This window comes from Leisingera methylohalidivorans DSM 14336 (assembly GCF_000511355.1).
GTDB classification, from domain to species: Bacteria; Pseudomonadota; Alphaproteobacteria; order Rhodobacterales; family Rhodobacteraceae; genus Leisingera; species Leisingera methylohalidivorans.
In genome coordinates this window covers 148,098-169,011 of sequence record NC_023136.1, presented here as the reverse complement: position 1 = coordinate 169,011, position 20,914 = coordinate 148,098, and the positions used below count along the sequence as shown (strand labels likewise).

Below are 20,914 nucleotides of genomic sequence, written 5' to 3'. Positions count from 1 at the left end.
AAACGAACACGATATCTTATATGGTCAAAGATCCGGCATCGAACGCCTGTGCGATTGCCGATTCCTTGATGGACCTCCATTTTGCTGCCGGGCGCATCAGCTATGAGCATGCCGATGAGATTATTGCGGTTGCTGAGAGTGACCTGCCCCCCGCTGGTCCCTCGCTCATGACGAGAGTCTGCGGGGGTTTGCTCTGGTCCCCAACATTGGACCACCGGAAGCTGGAGTTTTCCGGCTGTGTCACGATGACGGGCTGGTGACGCCATCGGGATAATGCATGGCAATCGGGACGTTATACCCGATCGCACTGTGAGGTCGGTCTTCGTTGTAGTGTCTACGCCAAGCTTCCAACTTTTCGCGGGCGTCGGCAAGGCTCATGAACCAATGCGCGTTCAGGCATTCGGATCGGAACTTGCTGTTGAACGCCTCGATGAACCCGTTGTCCGTCGGCTTTCCGGGCCGTGAGAAGTCCAGCGTGACGTCATTGGCGTAGGCCCAGAGATCCAGATCGCGGGAGATGAACTCGCTGCCATTATCGACTCGAATGGTGTTCGGGTAGCCAATCCTGCCGCAAACCTGTTCCAGGGTTTGAACCACGTCCTCGCCGCGGTAGCTGAACCGAGGATCCACGACAGGGCAGAACCGCGAATGCGTGTCGACCACGGTCAGGATCCTCAATTTCTTTCCCATGGCCAGCTGGTCGTGAACAAAATCCATTGCCCAGACGTCGTTCGGCCCGGTGGCTTCTTCGCGATCCTCGCGCAGCTTGGCTTTCACTCGCCGTTTCGGGTGCTTATTCCGCAACTGCAGACCCAACTCATTGTAAATCCTGCGTGTCTTCTTGATATTGATGGTCCAGCCCTCTCGCCGCAACAGAACATGGACGCGCCTGTAGCCATAGCGCACACGCGTTTCTGCAATCTCCTTGATCCGCCGCTCGACGGCAGCCTGGTCCCCTCTCGGGACATCGCTGGGCGATGCCCTGCCGGGCAGTGATCCGCCGGGACTTGTAGTGGTAGGTGGAGGTGTCGAAGCAGATGGCCCCACAGGCCCTCCGGATCGACACGCCCCAGTCGACGCACATCCCGGTGACGATCTCGCGCAAACGGCCAGGCTTCAGAGCTTTCGCCGAATGACATCCTGAAGCATTTCCCGGTCCAGCGTCAGATCGGCTACGATCTTCTTCAGCCGGGTGTTCTCATCCTCCAGCGCTCTCAGCCGGCGCATCTCGTCCGGCAGAAGACCCCCGTATTTTTTCTTCCAGTTGAAGTACGTCGCCTGGCTGATCCCCGCCTTGCGGCAGATCTCCGCGACCGGCGTGCCTTGCTCGCCCTGCTTCAGGATGAAGGCCTTCTGCGCCTCCGTGAACTTCGATGCTTTCATGCGATTCCTCTCCTCTCCCAGCCAGGGAAACTTAGCGGAAAACTCCAGCTTCATACGGTCCAGTTTTCAGGGGGCAGAGCAAGAGCAATGGGGGCACATTCTAGATTGGGTTGCGACAATTCCCCTATCTTGCTGGAAAGCACGGAGAATGAAAGATGGCCCACATAGAGCTGGATTTGCGTGAACGGCGCGCAATTGAGGATATGCTGAACGCAAAGACGCCCGTGTGCAAGATCGCGGCTGCTCTCGGCAGGCATCGCTCTACTGTCTACCGCGAGATCAAGCGCAACCGCTTTGAAGACCGTGAACTGCCATATCTGAACGGCTACTACGGTGTGAATGCTCAGAGAACCGCGGCCGCCAGGCGCATGCGCCGCCGCAAACTCGTGCGATTGAAAGACCTGCGCAAAGCAGTGATCACCCAATTGAAGGAAGGCTGGTCGCCAGAGCAGATTGCCGGCCGTCTTTGGTTTGAAGGCCAACCGGTGCGCGTGAGTGAGAACGGCGGTGAGAAAATCGACCACGGTAGCGGCGGGATGATCCTGCTGCGGCCGGCGTAAAAGTCGTCCACCTTTGCCCTTCTTTTAACGGAGGGAGGGCGGGAGGATCTTCACCGTGGATTTATACCGCAAGGTTCGTCTGGCGTGCGCAGGGGGCATGAGCCAGCGTGAAGCGGCGCGGCATTTCGGGATATCTCGTGACAGCGTTCGGAAGATTTTGGCGTTTTCGGTTCCGCCTGGCTATCGGCGCTCAGCGCCGATCCGGCGGCCCAAACTGGATGGGTTCACCGGAATCATCGATCAATGGCTTTCAGAAGACCGGGAGAGACCACGCAAGCAGCGGCATACGGCCAAGCGGATTTTCGAGCGGCTTCGCGACGAGCATGGCTTCGAGGGCGGCTATACCATCATCAAGGACTATGTGAGGGAGCACGGTCGGCGGCATCGCGAAGTGTTCGTTCCTCTGACGCGCGCGCCAGGCCATGCTCAAGCCGATTTCGGCGAGGCAGTGGTAGTGATCGGCGGTGTTGAACAGAAGGCCCATTTCTTTGCCCTGGATCTGCCGCACAGCGATGCTTGCTACATCCGGGCCTATCCGGCGGCGACAGCGACAGCGGCAGCCTGGATGGCCACGTCCATGCCTTTGGATTTTTCGGGGCCGTTCCGCAGTCGATCCTGTACGGCAACGACCGGTGCCTTGTGGCGAAGATCGAGCCTGACGGAACCCGCAGGCGCAGTTGGACGTGCCCAAGCTGATCATCCCGTCTTTGCAGGTGAATATGCGGGCCGGTGAATTGCCGCCTGCGGATGACAGCGGCAAACGGTTCCTCAAGGTGCCGGTGGACGGCCTGTGACCAGACTCTGCATGAACAGGCCAATCCTGCAAAGCATGGCAGCAGCCAATGGGACAGCCGGTTTCGAGTTCCGCGACCTCCTCGTATCTCCGGATGCCGCAAACGAAGCGAACAGGCCGTTGTCCGGCCGCGGTATCAATGGCCGCGGCAATTGGTGCCGTACAGTTGACCACTACCTGTGTGCCGTCCGAAGGTGTCTCTGCCTGACACAACAACAGCTTTTCCCATAGACGCCTGGCCGATTTCTGGAGCGGGTCTTGCCGGGACAGAATTCAGCTAGCTGCGTGGCTTGATCATTCCGGATTATTGATGTTGATCGCTTCCAGATGCTCGGGCACCCGGGCCGGGCGGTGCAGTTCATGTGAAATGCGCCGTCTGAGCGCTTCGGAAGCCTCGGGTTCTCCGTGGGTCAGATAGGTCATGGCTGGCGCCGGGCCAGCCGCCATCCAGCCGAGAAGCTGATCGGCATCCGCATGGCCTGAAAAAGTTTCCAGCTGCGCGACTTGCGCTCCAATATCGTAATACTGTCCGAAGATGCGAAGGCGCCGCTCGCCTGTAGCCAAAGAAGCACCACGGGTGCCGCCGGCCTGATAACCCGACAGGATGATTATGGTGCGCAGGCTGCAGCCAAAGTTCACCATGTGATGCAGGATGCGGCCGCCGGTGATCATGCCGCTTGCCGAGATGATGACCATAGGCCCTTCACGTGAGTTCAGGTTTTTGGACTGTGCGGTTGAATTGACCCGGACGGGAAGCTTGAACGTTGCTGCACAATCCTGCTGCGCAATGCGGTGTTCAGTGCAATGGCGGAGATAGATATCAGTGGCGTCCGACGCCATCGGGCTATCGAGAAAGACGGGCACGCTGGGAATGCGGCCGACTGCCATCAGGCGTGACAGATGGTACATGATGCCCTGTGCACGGCCAACGGCGAAGGCGGGTATCAGCACGATGCCCTTTTGCTTGAGAAAGGGTTCCAGAATACTGGCCAATTCGTCCTCGGGAGAAATGGCAGGGTGCAGACGGTCGCCGTAGGTCGACTCGCAGACCAGAACATCTGCACCAGCAAAGGGCTCCGGCGGAGGCATCAGCGGGTCGCGGTCCTGGCCGAGGTCACCGCTGAAATGCACCGTTTTTCCGCCGATACTGATCCGGATCTGTGCGGCCCCGAGAAGATGGCCGGCTCGGATAAATTCGGCGCTGATACCGCCGCCAAGATCCAGCGGCACGCCAAAGGGGTGCGGCTTGAAGCGGCGTAGGGCAGCCCGGGCATCTTTTTCGGTGTAAATCGGGGCAGGGCGCTTGTGTTTGGAGTAGCCTTTGCGCCTTGCATGCCGCGCGCCCTCCTCGTGAAGGCGGCCGCTGTCCGGCAAGAGCAGCCCGCAAAGGTCGCGGGTCGGCGGTGTGCAATAGACCGGTGCCTTGCAGCCCGACCGGATCAAAGCCGGCAGGTAGCCGGAATGGTCCAGGTGGGCGTGCGTAAGGAGAATGGACGTGATGGTAGACGGGCCCACCGGGAACGGCTTTCGATTGCGCCGCCTGAACTGCTTGTAGCCCTGATAGAGTCCGCAATCGACCAGCACCCGCTGTTTTCCTGCTTCGATCAGGTATCGGGAGCCTGTGACCGTTCCGGTAGCCCCGAGGAAACGCAGCCTGGCACTGTTCTGCGGTGGCATGGCGACCTCCAGCCTTACCTTCAGGGCAGCAAATTATCATGCGCTGCCCGCCTGGTCTGCAGTTTATCTGGAAAACAGAACCGGCAGCTTCGCATGCTCCAGCAATTCGCGCGTGGCGGCTCCGAGTACGAAATCATAGGCCCACGAATGCCCGAAGGCGCCGGCGGCCAGCATGTCGGCGCCGCATTCCACCGCCACTTTGAGCAGCATGGATCCGGCTCCCGGTGTAGTTTTTTGGCGATCAATCAGAGTTACGGAATGCCCGTGCCGGTCAAAGGCCGCGGCCATGTCCTCCCGGCATTCGAGCCCAAGACCACCGTCGCCGATGTTGAGGATCGATATATTGGCACCAGGCTGCGCCAGGGCGCGGGCATAATGAGCCGCTCGGATGGCTTCGCGGGTGTTGCTCCAGCCGACCAGAATATTTGAGCCGATGACGCCGGGAGTCCAATCCTGCGGAATAATCAGGACCGGGCGTCCCGACCGGCGGATCAGCTGTTCCTGTAGCTGGCGCTGGCTGTGCCTTGCACCCTGCTGCGGACACTGCCCCGCCATCACAAGATCTGCGGCGGCCACATTGTCCAGCAAAAAGCTTTCCGCACTTTGGCTGCCCAGCGGCTGCTGCTTGAGGTCAGCCAAAAAATCCCGCCCTGTCACAGCAGCCTGAAAGACCCCGGCGATAGCAGCCGCTTCTTGCCGCTGCCATTCGGGGATGAACACCGCGCCATAGCTTACCAGGCTGCCTTCGGTTCCAGCGAAGGGCACCTGGCTTTCAATGGGAAGCACGCCGGTCAGATGGGCGCCCGTACGGCTTGCCAGATCTGCGGCTGCGGGGATAAGCCACTGCGCTTCTTTCGCCGAAAAGAGTGCGACTGCCAGGGACTTGATAGTCATCGGAAAACTCCTTGTTGTACGCTTTGTCTCATCGGCGCGGGAAGTTCGGCCGGTCCGTGTTGTAGTGCGCGGAGAGGTAATTCAGAATGATCCTGCGTTCGGAAGGATCAAGTTCAGGCATGCCCTGCTCCTCGGTCATCCAGTCCAGCATTTCTTCCCAGCCTTCGCGGGTCTTTCCCTGCTGGGCAACGATCATCTCGGAATGACAGGCTGTGCAGGTGTAATAAGTTTCCTCGACCCCCTCAGCCTCGACCAGTTGGCCGAACTCTCTGTCCTCCTGTGTTTCGGCCAGTGCCGGCGGCAGCGCCGCAAGGGCACAGCCAACGGCGGCACTGGCAGCTGCAAGCCAGAGGCGCACCGGGTGGAAGCCTGTTTTGCTTGATTGCCGCTCCTGCATCAGCCGGCTCGCAGGCCGACACGGTGCATCCGGTTGTTCAGATACCCCTTGGGATTCCAATCGATGGCGAAACGCTGCATTTCACCTGCGCTGTCGGTGGCGCGGGCCCAGATCTCATAGTAGCCGGGGACCGGGAAACTTACAGTGGTGCGCCAATTCTGCCAGGCGCCTTCATTGATGGGCGGGTCCAGTTCCGTTGCCTGCCATCTGGCTCCGAAGTCATAGGAAATTTCGAGACTGTCAATCGTGCGGTCCCCGGACCAGGCATGGCCGCGCACGTCCGTCGCCACCCCCGACGCTGCCCCATTTGCGGGGAAAGTAATCAGAGATTTCACTGGCATCCGTTCGATGATCCGGAAGTCCTCCTTGGGCACAGTATCGCCCGGAGCCACTGGGTATTCCGGAACGCGGTAGGAGGTGCCGGTCATTTTTGGGCCGTCATGCACCTGGTCGCGCAGCTCAATCCGGCGCAGCCATTTCTGCGAACAGGACCCGGGCCAGCCCGGAACCACCAGCCGCAGCGGCGCGCCGTTCATCGGGTGCAAGTCTGCACCGTTCATCGCGAAGGCAATCAGCACATTGTCCGTCAGCGCTTTGGCGATCGGCAGGCCGCGCGAAATCGGCAACTTACCCGGGTCACCGGAAAGATGCCCGTCTGCCCCGTAATGCGCTGTGTAAACCGCTCTGTCCTGAAGCCCGGCCGCCTGGAGCACATCCCGCAACCGCACACCTGTCCATTCCGAGCAGGCCACCGCGCCGTAGGTCCACTGGTTGCCGCTGGCCGGCGGGTCGAAAAAGGCCCGTCCGTTGCCGCCGCATTCCAGCGTCAGCGCAAGCGTGACGACCTCGAACCGCTCTTTCAGATCCCCAATAGACATTTCCAGAACGCTGTCCACAAAACCGTCTATCGAAAGTGTCCAACCTTCAGGGCTTGTGTCATCGGGTGCAATTCCGTTGTTGCGTATGAAGTGGCGCGCCGTTGGCGTGATTGGATCATCCAGGAGTTCGGGCGGCGTCTCCGCATTCAGCGGGCGGTCGTTCAGCAAGGTCAGCCCATCCTTGCCTGCCAAACCGTTGCTGCTGGCCATTGCTGCAGGAAAAAAACCATGCGGAAGGTTGTGGTGAAAGGGGATCGCCATACCTGCAGCCGCGCCAAGGCTAGCCAGGCCAGCGGTTCTCAGGAACCGGCGGCGGCCAGGGCCAAGCGCAGCTTCAGGTTCCGCGGCTTCCTGGTATTTCACACCGTCTGGCGCGACTGCAGGTTTCAGCGTGTTGCTTGAAGCCATGACTTAACTCCCCTTGCTCATGTCACTACCGATTGAACCGCCCGGCAACGGCATCAGTCCGCGGGTGATGCGGGATCGCAGGGCGGAATGCGCAAAACGTTGCCGTGTCTCCTGTCCCATGCGTCTGTGCGTTGCCACTGCGAGCACCAACTGCAGCTATTTGAACACGTGCCCGTGTCAGGCGCATTGACAGCGGTTAATGGGCGATGAGTAACGCAAGCAGTCTGAAAGACACCGGTTGGTCAGCGTACTGGCGGGCACAATCGTTTTCACGGCCTATCACCACACGGCGGCCTGCTCTGCTCGCCAACCTTGGACCAACGGAAGTTGGATTTTCCGGCTTAGTTTGGACTTCTGGAACGGCCATGCTGCCGGAATATGCGCCTGCTGGACCGAGGCCTTACCATTCTCATTCATGCTCAAACAACTTGGAAACCGCTAATGGATTACAGCGGTAAGGTTGCCGAATGTGTCCTGAATGCTGCACGCTGGGATCAGCTCCCGGATTGGGCAGCGGAGGGCAGAAGGTATGGCAAACGCATTTCAGCATGGAAGCGGCCTGTCACTGACCGGGCTGACGCGGCAGGAGGCAGAGGCCGCGCGGAAGAAATACGGCTGGAACGAGCTGCCAAGAGTCAAGCGGACCGGGCCGCTGTTGGTATTTATCCGGCAGTTCAGCAATTTTCTGGTTCTGATCCTGATCGCTGCGGGGATCATCGCCTTTACTCTTGGCGAATATGCCGACACGCTGGCGATTGGGCTGGTGATTGCGCTGAACGGCGTTCTGGGGTTCGTGCAGGAATGGCGGGCGGAAACCGCTTTGGAAAGCCTGCGCAATATGCTTTCCCCGCAAACGCTGGTGCTGCGGGACGGGCGCGAGCAGATGATCGAGGCGCGCGAACTGGTTCCGGGCGATCTCATCATTCTGGAGGCCGGCGCCAGAATTCCCGCCGACGCCGCTTTGCATGACGCGTCCGGGCTGCGGGTCGATGAAAGCGCATTGACGGGTGAATCCGTTCCCATCGGGAAAACCCCCGGAGAAGACGGCTCAGAGGTTTGCGCCGGCACCGTGGTGGCGGCGGGGCGGGCGCTTGCGGTGGTCACCGGAACCGGCGCGCAAACTTCATTTGGGAAAATCGCTTCGCTGACGGGATCGGTTGGCCTCAAGAAGACCAATCTTCAGGTCCAGCTTGGCCGTCTGGCCATGCAGCTGGGGTTTGCAGCCATGGCCATTGCCACCGCCATTCTGTGCCTTGGGCTGTATATGGGGCGGGACGTTGCGGAGATGTTCATGACTGGCCTGTCGCTGTCTGTGGCGATGGTTCCGGAAGGTTTGCCCGCGGTCGTCACCATCACCTTAGCGCTGGGGGCCGCCGCGATGGTGCGCCAGAAGGCGCTTGCTCGCCGGTTGCAGGCAATTGAAACCCTGGGTGCCGCATCGGTGATCTGCACCGACAAGACCGGCACCCTGACCGAAAACAAGATGACCGTAACCGGCATCTGGACCCTGGATCGCATCTATCAGGTAACCGGAACGGGATATGATCCAACCGGCCATATCGCCCTTGATGGTGCAGTTATCGGTGCCAAAGACGATGCCGTTCTGGCGGAAGTTCTGAACGCAGGGATGACCTGCACCCATGCCAACCTTCACCGCGAGGGTGATCATTGGGAAATGACCGGTGCCCCGACAGAGGGCGCGCTGGTCACCCTGGGCTGCAAGGGATGGGCGGACCCGCCGCAGCCAGACGCCGTGCTGGCAGAAATCCCTTTCAGCAGCGAACGCAAGCTGATGAGTGTGCTTGTGCGCAGCGGCAACGGGGCAAAGGTCTTTACTAAGGGGGCGCCGGAACAGGTTCTGAAGATATGCACGCGCACCATGACACAGGCAGGCCCGCGCGACCTGGGCGCGGAGGAGGCGGCACGCATTACCGCGGCTTATGAGGCGATGGCAGGGGAGGGGCTGCGGGTGATCGGCCTAGCCGCGGGCGCGGCGCAGGGCGGGACCATTGACGAAAAGGACATGACCTTTCTAGGGCTTGCCGGCCTGATTGATCCGCCACGGCCGGAGGTGCGGGCCGCAATCGGCGCGGCCCGGTCGGCGGGCATCCGTGTCATCATGATCACCGGGGATAGCCCGCTGACCGCGCAGGCCATCGCAACCCAGCTGGAGCTGCCTGCCGGAAAGACCCTGACCGGCGATGCGCTGGAAGCGCTGGAGGATGCGGAGCTGGACCAGGTTCTGCGGCAAGAGGTGCTGTTTGCCCGCACCCGCCCTGCGCACAAGATGCGGATTGTGTCTGCATTGCAGGAACAGCATCAGATCGTGGCGATGACTGGCGACGGGGTGAACGACGCTCCGGCGTTAAAAAAGGCTGATATCGGCGTGTCTATGGGAGTACGCGGGACGGATGTGGCCAAGGACGCCTCGGACCTGGTGCTGCTGGACGATAATTTCGCCACCATCGTGCGGGCCATCGGTGAAGGCCGCCGGCAATTCGGTAATGTGCGCAAGTTCGTGCGCTACCTGCTGTCGTCCAACGCCGGTGAAGTTATCGCCCTGCTGATCAACATCCTGATCGGCGGGCCGCTGATCTTTCTGGCGACCCAGATACTGTGGATGAACCTGGTGACCGATGGGGTGACGGCGGTTGCGCTAGGGCTGGAGAAGGGCGAGCCGGACCAGATGGAGCATCCGCCGCGCCGCAAGGACACGCCAATCCTCGGCAAGGGCGGCGTTCTGACCATTCTGGCGTTTGGCCTTTACACCGGCCTGGCCAGCCTCTGGGTGTTTCTGCACCTGCTGCCCGTGAACGAGGATCTGGCCCGCACCACCGCCTTCACCGCAATGGTTCTATTTGAAAAAGCCAGCGTCTTTGCCTTCCGCTCGCTGCATCTGCCGTGCTGGCGGATCGGTTTCTTCAGCAACCTGTTCCTGCTGGCGGCACTTGCGGTGACAATAGGGGCGCAAGTGGCTGCAGTTTACTGGCCGCCGCTGCAGGTGCTGCTGCACACGGTGCCGTTGCAGGCGGAACAGTGGGGGCTGATCGGCCTGCTGGTGCTGCCCGTATTGCTGGTGCCAGAGGGACTGAAAACTCTGCGCTACCTTGCCACCCGCCGCCGGAAGGGGCCCGCAGCCGTGCAGGCTTGACCTCCCTCAATGCAGGGTTCGCCGGGCTGGGCCACCATGCGTGGCATGAAAGGCGATCACGGACACAGCAAGGAAGAAATCGCGCACCGCCTGGCTGGCAGCAATGGCACCGGGCGGCTGCGGGATGCGGTTTACGGCGGCATCGACGGCGCGGTGACCACCTTTGCGATTGCCGCGGGCGTCGAAGGCGCCGGGTTCTCGTCTGCGGTGATCATCGCCCTGGGCATTGCCAATGTCCTGGCGGACGGGTTTTCCATGGCGGCGGCGAATTACCTGGGGACCAAGGCGGATCTGGACGACCGGAGGCGCCTGTACAAGGTGGAAAAGCGCCACATCCGCCAGTACCCGGAGGGCGAGCGCGAGGAGCTGCGCCAGATCTTCCAGGATCTGGGGCTGAGCGGCGACGTTCTGGAAGGCGCGGTGCGGTCTGTTGCCGCCAAGCCGGAGAAGTGGATCTCGCTGATGCTGACCAGCGAATACGGGCTGGCGCCGTCCGAGCCCAATCCGGTTGCCGCCGCGATCACCACCTTTGCCGCCTTCATGGCAGCAGGCATCGTGCCGCTCTTGCCGTTCATGCTGGGGCTGCCGGATCCTTTCATGACGGCTGCGGCCGCCACCGCGGCCGTGTTCTTCGGCATTGGCGCCAGCAAGAGCATCTGGTCGCTGTCGCCCTGGTGGAAGTCGGGGCTGGAGACGCTGCTAATCGGCTCCTGTGCCGCTGCCGTGGCCTATCTGGCGGGCAGCCTGTTCCGGGTTTGAGCCGGATCAAGGGGGGTGGGCCGGTTTGGCTCTAATCTGAGGAGGGGAGGGGAGTCCATGTTCTCAAACGCCATCAAGATCGCTACCCTGCAAGGGTTCGATATCAAGATTGATCCAAGCTGGGCCTTGATCGCCGCGCTGATCACCTGGAGCCTGTCGACGCAGTTCTTTCCGATGGTTTACCCCGGTGCTGCGTTCAGCGTTTATTTGACGCTGGCGTTGCTGGCAGTGCTAGGCTTCTTTGTCTCGCTGATCCTGCACGAGATGTCCCATTCTGTGGTCGCCCGCCGGTTCGGTGTCGAGATCAAAGGGATCACCCTGTTCATCTTCGGCGGGGTTGCCGAACTGGGGTCGGAACCCGAAACCGCCATCAGCGAGTTCTGGATTGCCATCGCAGGCCCGTTGATGAGCTTTGCCCTGGCGTTTGGCTTTTGGCTGATGGCACAGGCCGGGGGGCTGTTGGCGCATGAAATGGCGCTGAACCATGTGTTCGCCTATCTTGCGCTAATCAATCTGGTTCTGGCGGTCTTCAACCTGATCCCTGCCTTTCCGCTGGATGGCGGGCGGATCTTCCGGGCCTATCTGTGGAGCCGGAGCCGGAACCTGCTGCAGGCAACAGCCACTGCAACTAGGATCAGCAGCTACTTTGCTTATGCCTTGATCTTCTTTGGCCTTGTCGGCCTGTTTTCCGGCAACCCGATCGCATCGCTGTGGCAAGTGCTGATTGGCGTGTTTGTGCTGATGGCGGCAAAGGGGACCTATGCCCATCAGCTGCAATCCGCGGCGTTTAAAGACAAGACCGTTGCCGCCATGATGACGCCGGACGCGGTGACTGCAGGGCCGGAAAAGAGCCTGCAGTATCTGGCTGACGAGGTGATGCTGCCGGAGCGCAAGACCTTTGTGCCGGTGATCCTGGGGAACGTGCTGCTGGGCTATGCAGATACGGAAGTTCTGTCGCGCGTCAGACGCGAAGACTGGCCGACGACCCGGGTTGGCGATGTTTATACCCCTGTGGATGAGGAAAATACGATCGGTCCCGGCATGCCGGCTGCAGAACTGATGGCGAAGATCTCGGCCACTGGCCGCCGCAAGTTTCTGGTCGCAGACGGCCGCCAGCTGCTGGGGGTGATCAGCCTGACAGATCTCATGGGGTATCTGGCGGTGCTGCAGGACATCAGGCTGCAGGACGGCCAAAAAAAGCGGAGCTGACAGAATAAAACGGATACTGATTGTTCAGGGCCACCTGAACAATTCCAGACAGCATTTCTGCCATGTGCTGGCGCAAAGGTACGGGAGTGCAGCCGCCGAAGCGGATCATAAGGTTGAAGGTGTTGATGCGGCTGCCAGGAGAAGCGCAAGGCCTACCCGGAGGAGGCCGCACGCGACGGGGCCGCCGCGCGCTAAGGGCACTCAGGCTGCAATGATATCTTTCAGGTGGCTGGTAATATCGTCCAGCGCGACATGGGTCAGATCCTTGCCGGCTTCACCGATCACGGTGGACTTCAGCTCGCCCGGCAAAGCGGCCCGCAGCTGGCCCAGCATATGCGGTGCAGCTGTCAGTATCAGCCGGTCAAAGGCCCCAGCGGAATGCCGTTTTTCCAGATCTTCGGCGATCAGGCGCGCAAAGCCCGCCTCGGCGGCTTGTTTAGAATCGCTGGCTTCGAAGGTGGCGGACCCATGCGAGCCGGTTATCGGATGGGTCCCTGCACGGTCAGAGTTTTCTGCCACTGCCGGTGCCTGCAATGTGTGCCTTTCCGAGGCAGTGAACCCCTTACCCGGCCCATGATTTTCGATCATGCGCGCGATACGGGCATTGGCAAGTACAGCAAGAGTAATCGTCGGCTTCATGGCTTTTCTCCAGTTGTCGAGGGTTGGTTGCGTGTGCTGAGCTCTGGCGCAGGCAATTGACCGGCAGCCCTATCCGGCTGTGGTTTGCCGCCGAGAAAGGCAAACCAATAGGCCAAGGCGACCCCGCCAGCCCCGCCTGCGATGTTGCCCAGGGTCACCCACAGCAGATTGGCTGCTGCTGCGGACAGGGGAACTGCGGCTCCGGCTGCCCAGCCTTGGGGAAAGAAGTACATATTGGCGATGGAATGCTCGAGACCGAGCAGCACGAAGGCAGTAACCGGCCAGAGGACGGCCAGAATTTTACCTGCCGCACTGCGTGCTGCGAAGGACAGCCAGACGGCAAGACAGACCAGCCCGTTGCATAAGGCGCCGCGGACAAAGGCCTCCAGCGGATCCAGTTCGGCTTTGGTCCGGGCGATCCCGGCGGCTGTTCCGCCCATCGGCCCGTCCAAGAGGCCCGTGAGAGCAAAAGCGGTTGCCAGACCCGCCGCACCTGCCAGATTGCCAGCGTAGACAATGCCCCAGCTGCGGAACAGAAGGCGCAGCGGTATTTTACGGTCCACTGCGGCAATCACCATCAGGACGTTTCCGGTGAACAACTCAGCTCCGCCCGCGATCACCAGGATGAGACCAAGGGAAAACACAGCGCCGCCCAGCACCCTGATCGGACCTGCAGAGCTGTCGGAACCGGTCACCGCCATCGTATAGGCCGCGGCTCCGAAACCGATGAACGCGCCCGCCAGCATGGCAAGAATGAACATCTGCGGTGCCGCCAGCCTTGCCTTGGCAGCTCCGGCGGATTCCACAAGCGCCGCGATTTCAGCGGGTTTATGGGCATCGAACGGGGCGGGGCTGTTCATGCAGGGCTCCGGTGCAAAAGTCAGAGAGTAAGGAAAGTGAAGGTATGCTTGTCTTCTGAACCGGACTAATGCGCAAACAGGACAGGCAGGTCCGCCTGCTCCATCATTGTGCGCGTCGTGCCGCCGAAGACAGCCTCTCGCACGCGGGAATGGCCATAAGCCCCCATAACAACCAAGCCTGCTCCGGCTTCCTTGGCGCGCTCCCGGATTCCGCGGCCAATCTCATGCCCGCCGCTGGGAAACTGCGATACAGTAACGCTGCAGCCGTGATGGCTCAGCCATGCGGCAACATCGGTGCCAGGGTCCTCTCCATCCCGCTCGTCGGACATATCCGGATCGAAGCAGCCGATCACTACTTCGCTTGCCTTTCGGAAGTAGGGCAAAGCGGCATGGGCCGCACGGGACGCGGCAAGGCTGCTGTTCCAGGCCAGGAAAACGCGGCTGGGAGAGGCAAATGGCGTGCCGTTCAGCATCAGCGCAATTGGCGACTGGAACAGGACACCGTGCATTGCTTCCCGGAACACATCTTCATTCTTGCGCAGGCCCTCTGCTGCTTGCGCAATGTCGCAGGAACTGGCCCTTCGCGCGGTGAGCAGCCTGATATCGGTTCCCGCACCCACTGCATACTGCACATCGCCGGAACAGCCGCTGCGGGAAAGCAGTTCCTTGATTTCAGCAGCACGTCTTTCCGCGTCTTTTCTGGATTGCTGCAGCAATTCCAGCCAGCTGTCTGGCACTGTCACCCCGCCATAGATCGTGGAACCGTAGGCGTAGCCGGGTATGCCGGGCATGGTATCCAGCAGCAGGCAAGCCAGATGCGCTTCCTGCTCCAGCGCCGCTTCGGCAGCTGTGGTGATCGAGGTGTCGCTGCAGTCCTTGCTGAGAGCAAGGAGAGACGTGGTGCGTTGCATGGCGGGTCTCCGTTCTGCGGGTCGCGGCAAGCGGGCGTGCACACCGCATGGACCAGTAGATCATGTCTGCCGGAAGGCGCTATGATCCTGATCAATCCGGGGTGAGGACACTTTCCGGCAGTCGTCACAGCGTTTCACTGGCCCCAGAACTCATGCTTGAAAAGCTCATTAAGGTTGAGCAGCCGACTGGCCGGCGGAAGCTGAAGTAGGGCCAGCGCTGTAAAGCCGGTAACTGCAGTTATCGCTGTCATCGCCTCTAGCCGGTGGCCCTGCGGTGACTTTTTCTGCCGTAGACAAGCGTCTTGAACACGTGGAAGCGAAGCGCTGCGTGCCACAGCGAAGAGCCGGTGAAAAGCGTCGCCAAAACGATATGGATATCGCTCCAGTGGGTTTTGTCACGTAAACTCGGCGCCGGTTGTCGGTGTGCCGACATCAGCGTAATCGAAGTGTATGACCCAGGCTTCAGCCGAAATCCCGAGGTCAACTTCAAGGGCGAGAAGCGTTTGAATGCGCCCCATGCTTCGGTCACCGACCCGGACGCACGGCTCTACAAAAAGTCTCCCGGCACGGGTGCGGCGCTTTGCTGCATGGGGCACGCGTTGATGGAGAACCGGCACGGACTGGTTGTACAAGGCGACCTGACCCAGGCTGACGGCCACGCTGAGCGCAAGGCCGCGCTGGACATGCTGCACCGCCACTCCCCTGGATCGACCCGGCAACTGACCTTGGGGGCCGACGTCGGATACGATGCGTCCGAATTCGTCGCGGATCTCCGCCAGGCCTACGTAACCGCGTACGTCGCCAGGAAGGCACGGCACTCAGCAATCGGCGGGCGCACAACCCGGCACAAAGGCTACGTCCTGTCCCAGAAGCACCGCAAGCGGATCGAGGAGGTGTTTGGCTGGGCCAAAACCGTTGGCGGCATGTCCCAGACCGTCTATCGCGGCGTTGAGCGGGTGCGGTCGCGCTTCATCCTGACGCTCGCCGCTGGAAATCTTGCCCGGCTGCCCCGGTTGCTGGCGGTATGATGCTGGATGAGGTGGCCACAGGCCTGCTTCCAGCTACCCATTCCGGAAGATCGATGAGGGAACTCATCCCATCAGGGAGAACAGCGTCCCGCTCACCTGACTTCTTCAGCGGCCTGCTCTCATGATCGTTGTCAACCTCTTGTTTCATAGCCGCTTCTTCCGGCGGGGCCCGACAGGGCGTGATGTGGATGCACAGGGTAGGAGACGGAACTGAGACGACGGTTGAGCAAGCTCTCATGCGCGGGTTGGTTACCGCATGACCGTGGTTTCGTCCTGGGGCTGCCTCGTTCTAAGGATCGGGCATCGACAGTGTCGGCCCATAACAGGGCACAAGGGTTCCCCACCGCGTTCCGTCCCCAACCCTGCGCATCGGAAAGGGTAGAGGCGTCGTTGTTCGTAGTCTCCTCAGGCTTTGGCGGGTGAGACAGTGCGGGCGATCGCCCAGATGAAGCCGGCCATCTCGCGCGCGATCGCCGTGATGACCACTACTTTGGCTTTTCCGGCCGCAATCAAATGCCGATAGCGCGGGCACATCCTGAGCTGCCCTTTCCAGGCGATGTCGCGGACAGCCTGCGGCAGCCCCTCCAGCCGGGCAAGGAGCTTCGCGCTGACGCGCGCCTGCATCCGGTAACTCCAGGCGCCCTCGATCAGCGTGCGCCGGGCAAGTTCGCTGCCTGCTTTCGTGATCCCGCCTCGCCGCACGCTGCCCCCGCTGGAATGCTCCGATGGCGTCAGCCCCAGATAAGCCATCAGTTGCCGCGGATTGTCGTAACGTTGGAAGTCTCCGACCTCGGCCACCACCGTCACCGCGACGATGAAGCCCACACCACGCCTCGCCTGTATCGCATCAACGACCGGCGCGAGGCTCCAGGTTGGCAAAAGGTCTGCGATTTGCCGCGTCAGGCGCTCGACCCGCGCTTCGGCATCCGCGACGGCGTCGATGTAATCCTGAAGAACGATCTGTTGCGCTGGGTGTGTGAAGCGCACTGTCGCAAGCCAGCCCTTCTTGCCGGGATAGATCCGGCTGTGGCGTAACAGAAAGCCCTGAAGGTGCTGCCGCGCCTTGCCTGCCACCCGCATCGCGGTCGCGCGTGCCCGGACCAGATCCCGCATTGCTTCATGCGCCGCATCCGGCACCCAGACCGCCGTAAGCTCTCCAGCTCGATGCGGCTTCGCCAGCATCATCGCATCGCGACGGTCGGTCTTCACCCGGTCGCCCGCCTTCACCGGGATCAGCGATCGCGCCACCACGATGCAGTCATGCCCCATCTCGACAAGCTGGCGATAGAGACCATAGCCGCAGGGGCCTGCTTCATAGCAGAAATGAAGCCGCGCCCTCTTGGCCGCCAGCTTTTCGGCCAGCTTGCGGACCTGGTCAGGGCGGTGCGGCACCGTCCCCAGGTGGCGGACCTCTCCACCCCTTACGCCCTCTGCAAACGCAACCGAGATCGTCGCCTTGTGGACATCCAGCCCGATGAACGTGTTATCTTGCATGTGGTCTCTCCCCCATTCTTGAAGCACGGCACCCGCCAACCGGGCGCAACCCTCGAACGGAGAATGCCGAGAGAGAGGCCGCTAACCCAGCCTGTTCAGAAACCGATCATGGGGTCTAAACACCTAACAGGCTGCTGAAATAGTTCCGCCTCGACAGCGGTTTGAGAACATGATTCACCTTCTGCAGGGTAGCGGCGGGGGTGATGATGCGCGGGACGGACGAGACGAGCGGGTCGCTGTTCAGCTACGTGGATCTGGAAGAGCGCATCCCGCCGAGACACCCGCTGCGCAAGATCAGACAGGTGGTCAATGACGCGCTCGCCAGTCTCGATGCTGAATTCGAGGCGCTCTACACCGATTTCGGCCGCCCTTCGATCCCGCCGGAGCGGCTGATCCGTGCGAGCTTGCTTCAGATCCTGTTTTCGATCCGATCCGAGCGGCAGCTCATGGAGCAGCTGAACTACAATCTGATGTTCCGCTGGTTTGCCGGCCTCGGGATCGATGATCAGGTATGGGTTCCGACCGTGTTCACGAAGAACCGCGACCGGCTGCTGACGACCGAGATGTCGCGCAAGGTGATGTCCACTGCCCGGAAGTCGCTTGCTTGCAAACGATGAGAGGGGCGATCCTCGCCCACCGCGAGGTTGCGCCGCTGCTGTCGGACGAGCATTTCTCTGTGGATGGCACCTTGGTGAAGGCCTGGGCGTCGATGAAGAGTTTCCAGCCGAAGGCAGAGGCCAGTCCGCCTGCCGATGATGGGCCGGGTGATCCGCCCGCCCCGGACACCACCCCCGAAACCGAGCCTTCCGATAGCCCCGCCGAGACCGATCCGATGCCCCGCAATTCCCACCGCCGCCGCAATGCCGAGGTCGACTTCAAGGGCGAGAAGCGCTCCAACGCCACCCACGTATCGGCCACCGATCCGGACGCACGGCTCTACAAGAAATCCCCCGGCACCGGGGCCATGCTGTGCTTCATCGGGCATGCGCTGATGGAGAACCGCTCGGGCCTGGTCGTGCAGGGCGACCTGACCCAGGCCCCTCTCGGCAGCATGCTGTGCATGCGCCTGCCGGGCAATGGACGGTCATGCCGAACGCAAGGCCGCTCTGGACATGATCCATCGCCATTCCCCTGGATCAACCCGGCAACTGACGCTGGCCGCCGACAAGGGCTATGACGCCTCCGGGTTCGTTTCCGACCCGCGCCAAGCCTGCGTCACGCCCCATGTCGCCCAGAAATCGAGATACTCCGCGATCGATGGCCGAACCACCCGGCATGAAGGCTACGCCCTGTCACAGAAGCACCGCAAGAGGATCGAGGAACCGTTTGGCTGGGCCAAGACAGTCGGAGGCATGGCCCAAACCCTGTATCGCGGTGTCGAGCGTGTCCGTTCGCGGTTCATCCTGACTATGGCGGCGAACAACCTCGCAAGACTGCCCCGGTTGCTGACCGCGTGACGCGGGAGAACGGCACCTGGCGCGAACGTCGAACGAGCCGAAAGACATGGTGATCACACGAACTAGCCCTGATGGCAGGACAGCGTTCCGGCTCAGAGACTATTTCAGCGACCTGCTAGAGCCCTGTCTGGTCATCTTTGAAGCGTGTGGGGGTGCGCATTTCTGGGCGCGCGAGATGGAAGCGCTTGGTCACGGGTCCAAGCTAATTGCCCCACAATATGTACGGCCTTTCGTGAAGCGTCAAAAGAATGATGCCGCCGATGCTGAGGCGATCGTGATCGCAGCTCGTCAGCCGGAAATGCGCTTTGTGGCGGTCAAGACAGCTGAGCAGCAATCTCGCGCAGCAGTGTTTCGCGGCCGTGAGCGATTGGTCCATCAAAGAACTGAAGACGTGAATGCCTTACGGGCGTAGCTGTATGAGCATGGCCACGTATTCCCTGTAGGGATACGTTCTCTGGGTCGCATGGCGTCGCTGTTGGAGGATGAAACCGCGGACCTGCCAGCCCTGATCCGAGATGAGTGCAAAGAACTGCTGGCGCAAATTGCAGAGAAAACAGCTCGTGTCCTCGAAAGGGACAAGAGACTCTCAACTCTGGCGTCCCAGTCAGATAGAGCTCGTCGGCTCCAAACCATGCCGGGTGTCGGCCCCATCACAGCCATAGCGGTGGAGGCTTTCGGGCCCGACATGGCACAGTTCAAAACCGGGCGTAGCTTCGCAGCTTGGCTGGGGCTTGTGCCTAGGCAACACTCATCTGGAGGTAAAGAGCGTTTGGGGCGTATGACCAAGGCAGGCCAGGCCGATATCCGACGCCTTCTGATCATTGGCGCAATGTCTCGACTGAATTGGCTTGGGGTGCGCTCGGTTACTGAGGGTAGCTGGCTGTCACGCATGTTGGCGCGCAAGCCCAAGATGCTGGTCGCGATCGCTCTGGCCAACAAAATGGCGCGCCAAATCTGGGCGATGCTGACGAAACGCGAGGATTACAAAGATCCGGAACTTGCAAGCTTGGCATGATGCTCATGTAAATCTGCGAGGACCGGTGGGGAGTGTAAGAAGACGATGACATGAATGGGCGAAATGATCGAACAGATCTGGGAAGTCAGAAACTTCTTGCACTTAGGGCGGCAACCACAGAAGCGACTATATCGGAGCGCGGGCGCTGCTCAGAGGCCTGCCGAACGTCAATTGGCTGCTCGGGGATCGCGGCTATGGCGCTGATTGGTTCAGAGAAGCGTTGCAGGACAAGGGGATACGCGCCTGCATTCCCGGCCGAAAGCAGCGGAAGACGCCGGTCAAATACGACAAGCGCCGCTACAAACGGCGGAACCGCATCGAGATCATGTTCGGCAGGCTCAAGGACTGGAGGCGCGTGGCAACCCGATATGACAGATGTCCGAAAGTATTCCTCTCGGCCATCGCGCTCGCGGCAACCGTCATCTACTGGTTATGAAGCCTGACCCTAGCTACCGGACTAACTCGTGTCGTCGCGACCACACAACAATTAGCATTCCAGCTGGTACAATAGATACACCAACCCACCCTGCGGTCGAAGGAATTTCTTTTAGTAGTAGGACACCCACACATGTAGTAAGTAGCGGCACAATTGCAACGAACATTGCGGTTCCCAGTGCCCCAAAAGTCTCTACCGCCCGCGTATATGCGAGTATTGTAAAGGCCCCGACAATAACGCCTTGGAATAGAACTTGAAAGAAAAGGGCATCCAAAGGAGTTAAGGCAATTCGACTGATGCCATTAATAAATAGATATAATGGGATATACGCAATTAAAGAAAAAAAGCCTATAACACCTACTGCAACTGGCGCTGCAATTCTCAACTTTTGCACCCGGAAAGCATAGACTGCCCAGCTAAAGGAAGCTAAGAGAAGAAGCGCATCTCCCAATAACTGCCGTTCGTCAGTTTGATTCAAGCTATCCGCAAGCATGACTACAACACCTAAGCAGATAACCAGGGCGCCTAGATAAGTTGTGCGGCTACCTACACTCTCCCGCATCCAAAGGGCAACAATGAAGCTGAAAAGCGGAAGAGTTCCCTGCATAACGGTGGTGCCGTGAGCGGCAGGTGCTAGATTCAAGCCCCCATAAGCTAGAACGGCGAATCCAATTCCACCAAAGAGAACAAGAGATAGCACTTTTGTAGCAGTTAGTCCGCCCAATCCATATTTGAAGAAAAACGGAAGCAAGATAATACCGCCCACGCCGAATCTGATTGCTGCTAGATCGTACGGGCTAAGATGGTTGGCGACTCCAATTCTTGACGAAATTATTAAAGAGCAAAAAATAACTACTACTGCTAGCGCACTTATAAGGCCAACCGCCAGGCTCGGCTTCCTTTTATTTACATTTAGAATCAACGGATTGTGCCTTTTGTATTTTTTCAGCGTCCTGCTAGAAGCT

14 protein-coding genes and 7 pseudogenes are annotated in these 20,914 nt (G+C 60.4%); 11 read left to right on the top strand and 10 right to left on the bottom strand.

Features of this window, described 5'->3' with window-relative positions; genetic code table 11:
- Nucleotides 1-240: 240 nt before the first annotated feature.
- Nucleotides 241-1,383, bottom strand: a pseudogene (locus METH_RS21955) (IS3 family transposase).
- 155 nt (nt 1,384-1,538) lie between these two features.
- Here METH_RS21955 and METH_RS21945 point away from each other — a divergent pair.
- The 3 pseudogenes from METH_RS21945 to METH_RS25070 all read left to right on the top strand — a co-directional run.
- Nucleotides 1,539-1,880 (top strand): annotated as a pseudogene (locus METH_RS21945) (transposase); the annotation flags it as partial.
- A 118-nt stretch (nt 1,881-1,998) separates the two neighbouring features.
- Nucleotides 1,999-2,621, top strand: a pseudogene (istA, locus tag METH_RS23670) (IS21 family transposase); the annotation flags it as partial.
- A pseudogene (locus tag METH_RS25070) lies at nt 2,615-2,737 on the top strand (MBL fold metallo-hydrolase); the annotation flags it as partial. The pseudogenes istA and METH_RS25070, both read left to right, overlap by 7 nt.
- A 293-nt stretch (nt 2,738-3,030) precedes the next feature.
- On the opposite strand, the gene METH_RS21935 reads toward METH_RS25070, so the two are convergent.
- The 4 genes from METH_RS21935 to METH_RS21920 form a co-directional block, all read right to left on the bottom strand.
- Nucleotides 3,031-4,413, bottom strand: a complete 1,383-nt coding sequence (locus METH_RS21935) for an MBL fold metallo-hydrolase (protein WP_044008839.1) — start codon at nt 4,411-4,413, stop codon at nt 3,031-3,033.
- A 63-nt stretch (nt 4,414-4,476) separates the two neighbouring features.
- Complete coding sequence (locus METH_RS21930) at nt 4,477-5,133, bottom strand: universal stress protein (protein WP_169731269.1); 657 nt, start codon at nt 5,131-5,133, stop codon at nt 4,477-4,479.
- 202 nt (nt 5,134-5,335) lie between these two features.
- Complete coding sequence (locus METH_RS21925; protein ID WP_245603014.1) at nt 5,336-5,665, bottom strand: aldehyde dehydrogenase; 330 nt, start codon at nt 5,663-5,665, stop codon at nt 5,336-5,338.
- Nucleotides 5,666-5,703: 38 nt separating this feature from the next.
- On the bottom strand, nt 5,704-6,990 hold the full coding sequence (locus METH_RS21920; RefSeq protein WP_024092501.1) for a sulfite oxidase: 1,287 nt from the start codon (nt 6,988-6,990) through the stop codon (nt 5,704-5,706).
- Nucleotides 6,991-7,519: 529 nt separating this feature from the next.
- Here METH_RS21920 and METH_RS21915 point away from each other — a divergent pair.
- The 3 genes from METH_RS21915 to METH_RS21905 are packed head-to-tail and all read left to right on the top strand — an operon-like array spanning nt 7,520 to nt 12,109.
- Nucleotides 7,520-10,141 (top strand): cation-translocating P-type ATPase, encoded by a 2,622-nt coding sequence (locus tag METH_RS21915; protein ID WP_024092500.1) that lies wholly within the window; start codon nt 7,520-7,522, stop codon nt 10,139-10,141.
- Nucleotides 10,142-10,186: 45 nt separating this feature from the next.
- Entirely contained in the window at nt 10,187-10,900 is a 714-nt protein-coding gene (locus METH_RS21910) for a VIT1/CCC1 transporter family protein (RefSeq protein WP_044008881.1), read from the top strand.
- 57 nt (nt 10,901-10,957) lie between these two features.
- A complete protein-coding gene (locus tag METH_RS21905) occupies nt 10,958-12,109 on the top strand; it encodes a site-2 protease family protein (RefSeq protein WP_024092498.1) in 1,152 nt (383 codons plus the stop codon).
- Between the two features lie 201 nt (nt 12,110-12,310).
- Here the strand turns inward: METH_RS21905 and METH_RS21900 are convergent, their stop codons facing one another.
- From METH_RS21900 to METH_RS21890, 3 genes are all read right to left on the bottom strand, one after another.
- The gene (locus tag METH_RS21900; RefSeq protein ID WP_024092497.1) at nt 12,311-12,748 is read right to left on the bottom strand and encodes a host attachment protein; all 438 of its coding nucleotides are present in this window, start codon (nt 12,746-12,748) and stop codon (nt 12,311-12,313) included.
- Entirely contained in the window at nt 12,745-13,608 is an 864-nt protein-coding gene (locus METH_RS21895) for a formate/nitrite transporter family protein (protein WP_024092496.1), read from the bottom strand. The genes METH_RS21900 and METH_RS21895 overlap by 4 nt, the downstream gene beginning before the upstream one ends.
- A 65-nt stretch (nt 13,609-13,673) precedes the next feature.
- Complete coding sequence (locus METH_RS21890; protein ID WP_024092495.1) at nt 13,674-14,519, bottom strand: universal stress protein; 846 nt, start codon at nt 14,517-14,519, stop codon at nt 13,674-13,676.
- 464 nt (nt 14,520-14,983) lie between these two features.
- Here METH_RS21890 and METH_RS21885 point away from each other — a divergent pair.
- Nucleotides 14,984-15,547: pseudogene (locus METH_RS21885) on the top strand (transposase); the annotation flags it as partial.
- A 405-nt stretch (nt 15,548-15,952) separates the two neighbouring features.
- On the opposite strand, the gene METH_RS21880 reads toward METH_RS21885, so the two are convergent.
- A complete protein-coding gene (locus METH_RS21880) occupies nt 15,953-17,041 on the bottom strand; it encodes an IS110 family RNA-guided transposase (protein ID WP_024092492.1) in 1,089 nt (362 codons plus the stop codon).
- 206 nt (nt 17,042-17,247) lie between these two features.
- Here METH_RS21880 and METH_RS21875 point away from each other — a divergent pair.
- The 4 genes and pseudogenes from METH_RS21875 to METH_RS21865 all read left to right on the top strand — a co-directional run.
- Nucleotides 17,248-18,498 (top strand): annotated as a pseudogene (locus METH_RS21875) (IS5 family transposase).
- A gap of 16 nt (nt 18,499-18,514) precedes the next feature.
- Entirely contained in the window at nt 18,515-18,910 is a 396-nt protein-coding gene (locus METH_RS25515) for a hypothetical protein (RefSeq protein WP_425412336.1), read from the top strand.
- A complete protein-coding gene (locus METH_RS25510; RefSeq protein ID WP_425412335.1) occupies nt 18,911-19,513 on the top strand; it encodes an IS110 family RNA-guided transposase in 603 nt (200 codons plus the stop codon). It abuts the gene before it with no gap.
- 121 nt (nt 19,514-19,634) lie between these two features.
- Nucleotides 19,635-19,949: pseudogene (locus METH_RS21865) on the top strand (IS5/IS1182 family transposase); the annotation flags it as partial.
- Between the two features lie 13 nt (nt 19,950-19,962).
- On the opposite strand, the gene METH_RS23665 reads toward METH_RS21865, so the two are convergent.
- Nucleotides 19,963-20,871, bottom strand: a complete 909-nt coding sequence (locus METH_RS23665) for a DMT family transporter (protein ID WP_169731268.1) — start codon at nt 20,869-20,871, stop codon at nt 19,963-19,965.
- Nucleotides 20,872-20,914 lie beyond the last annotated feature (43 nt).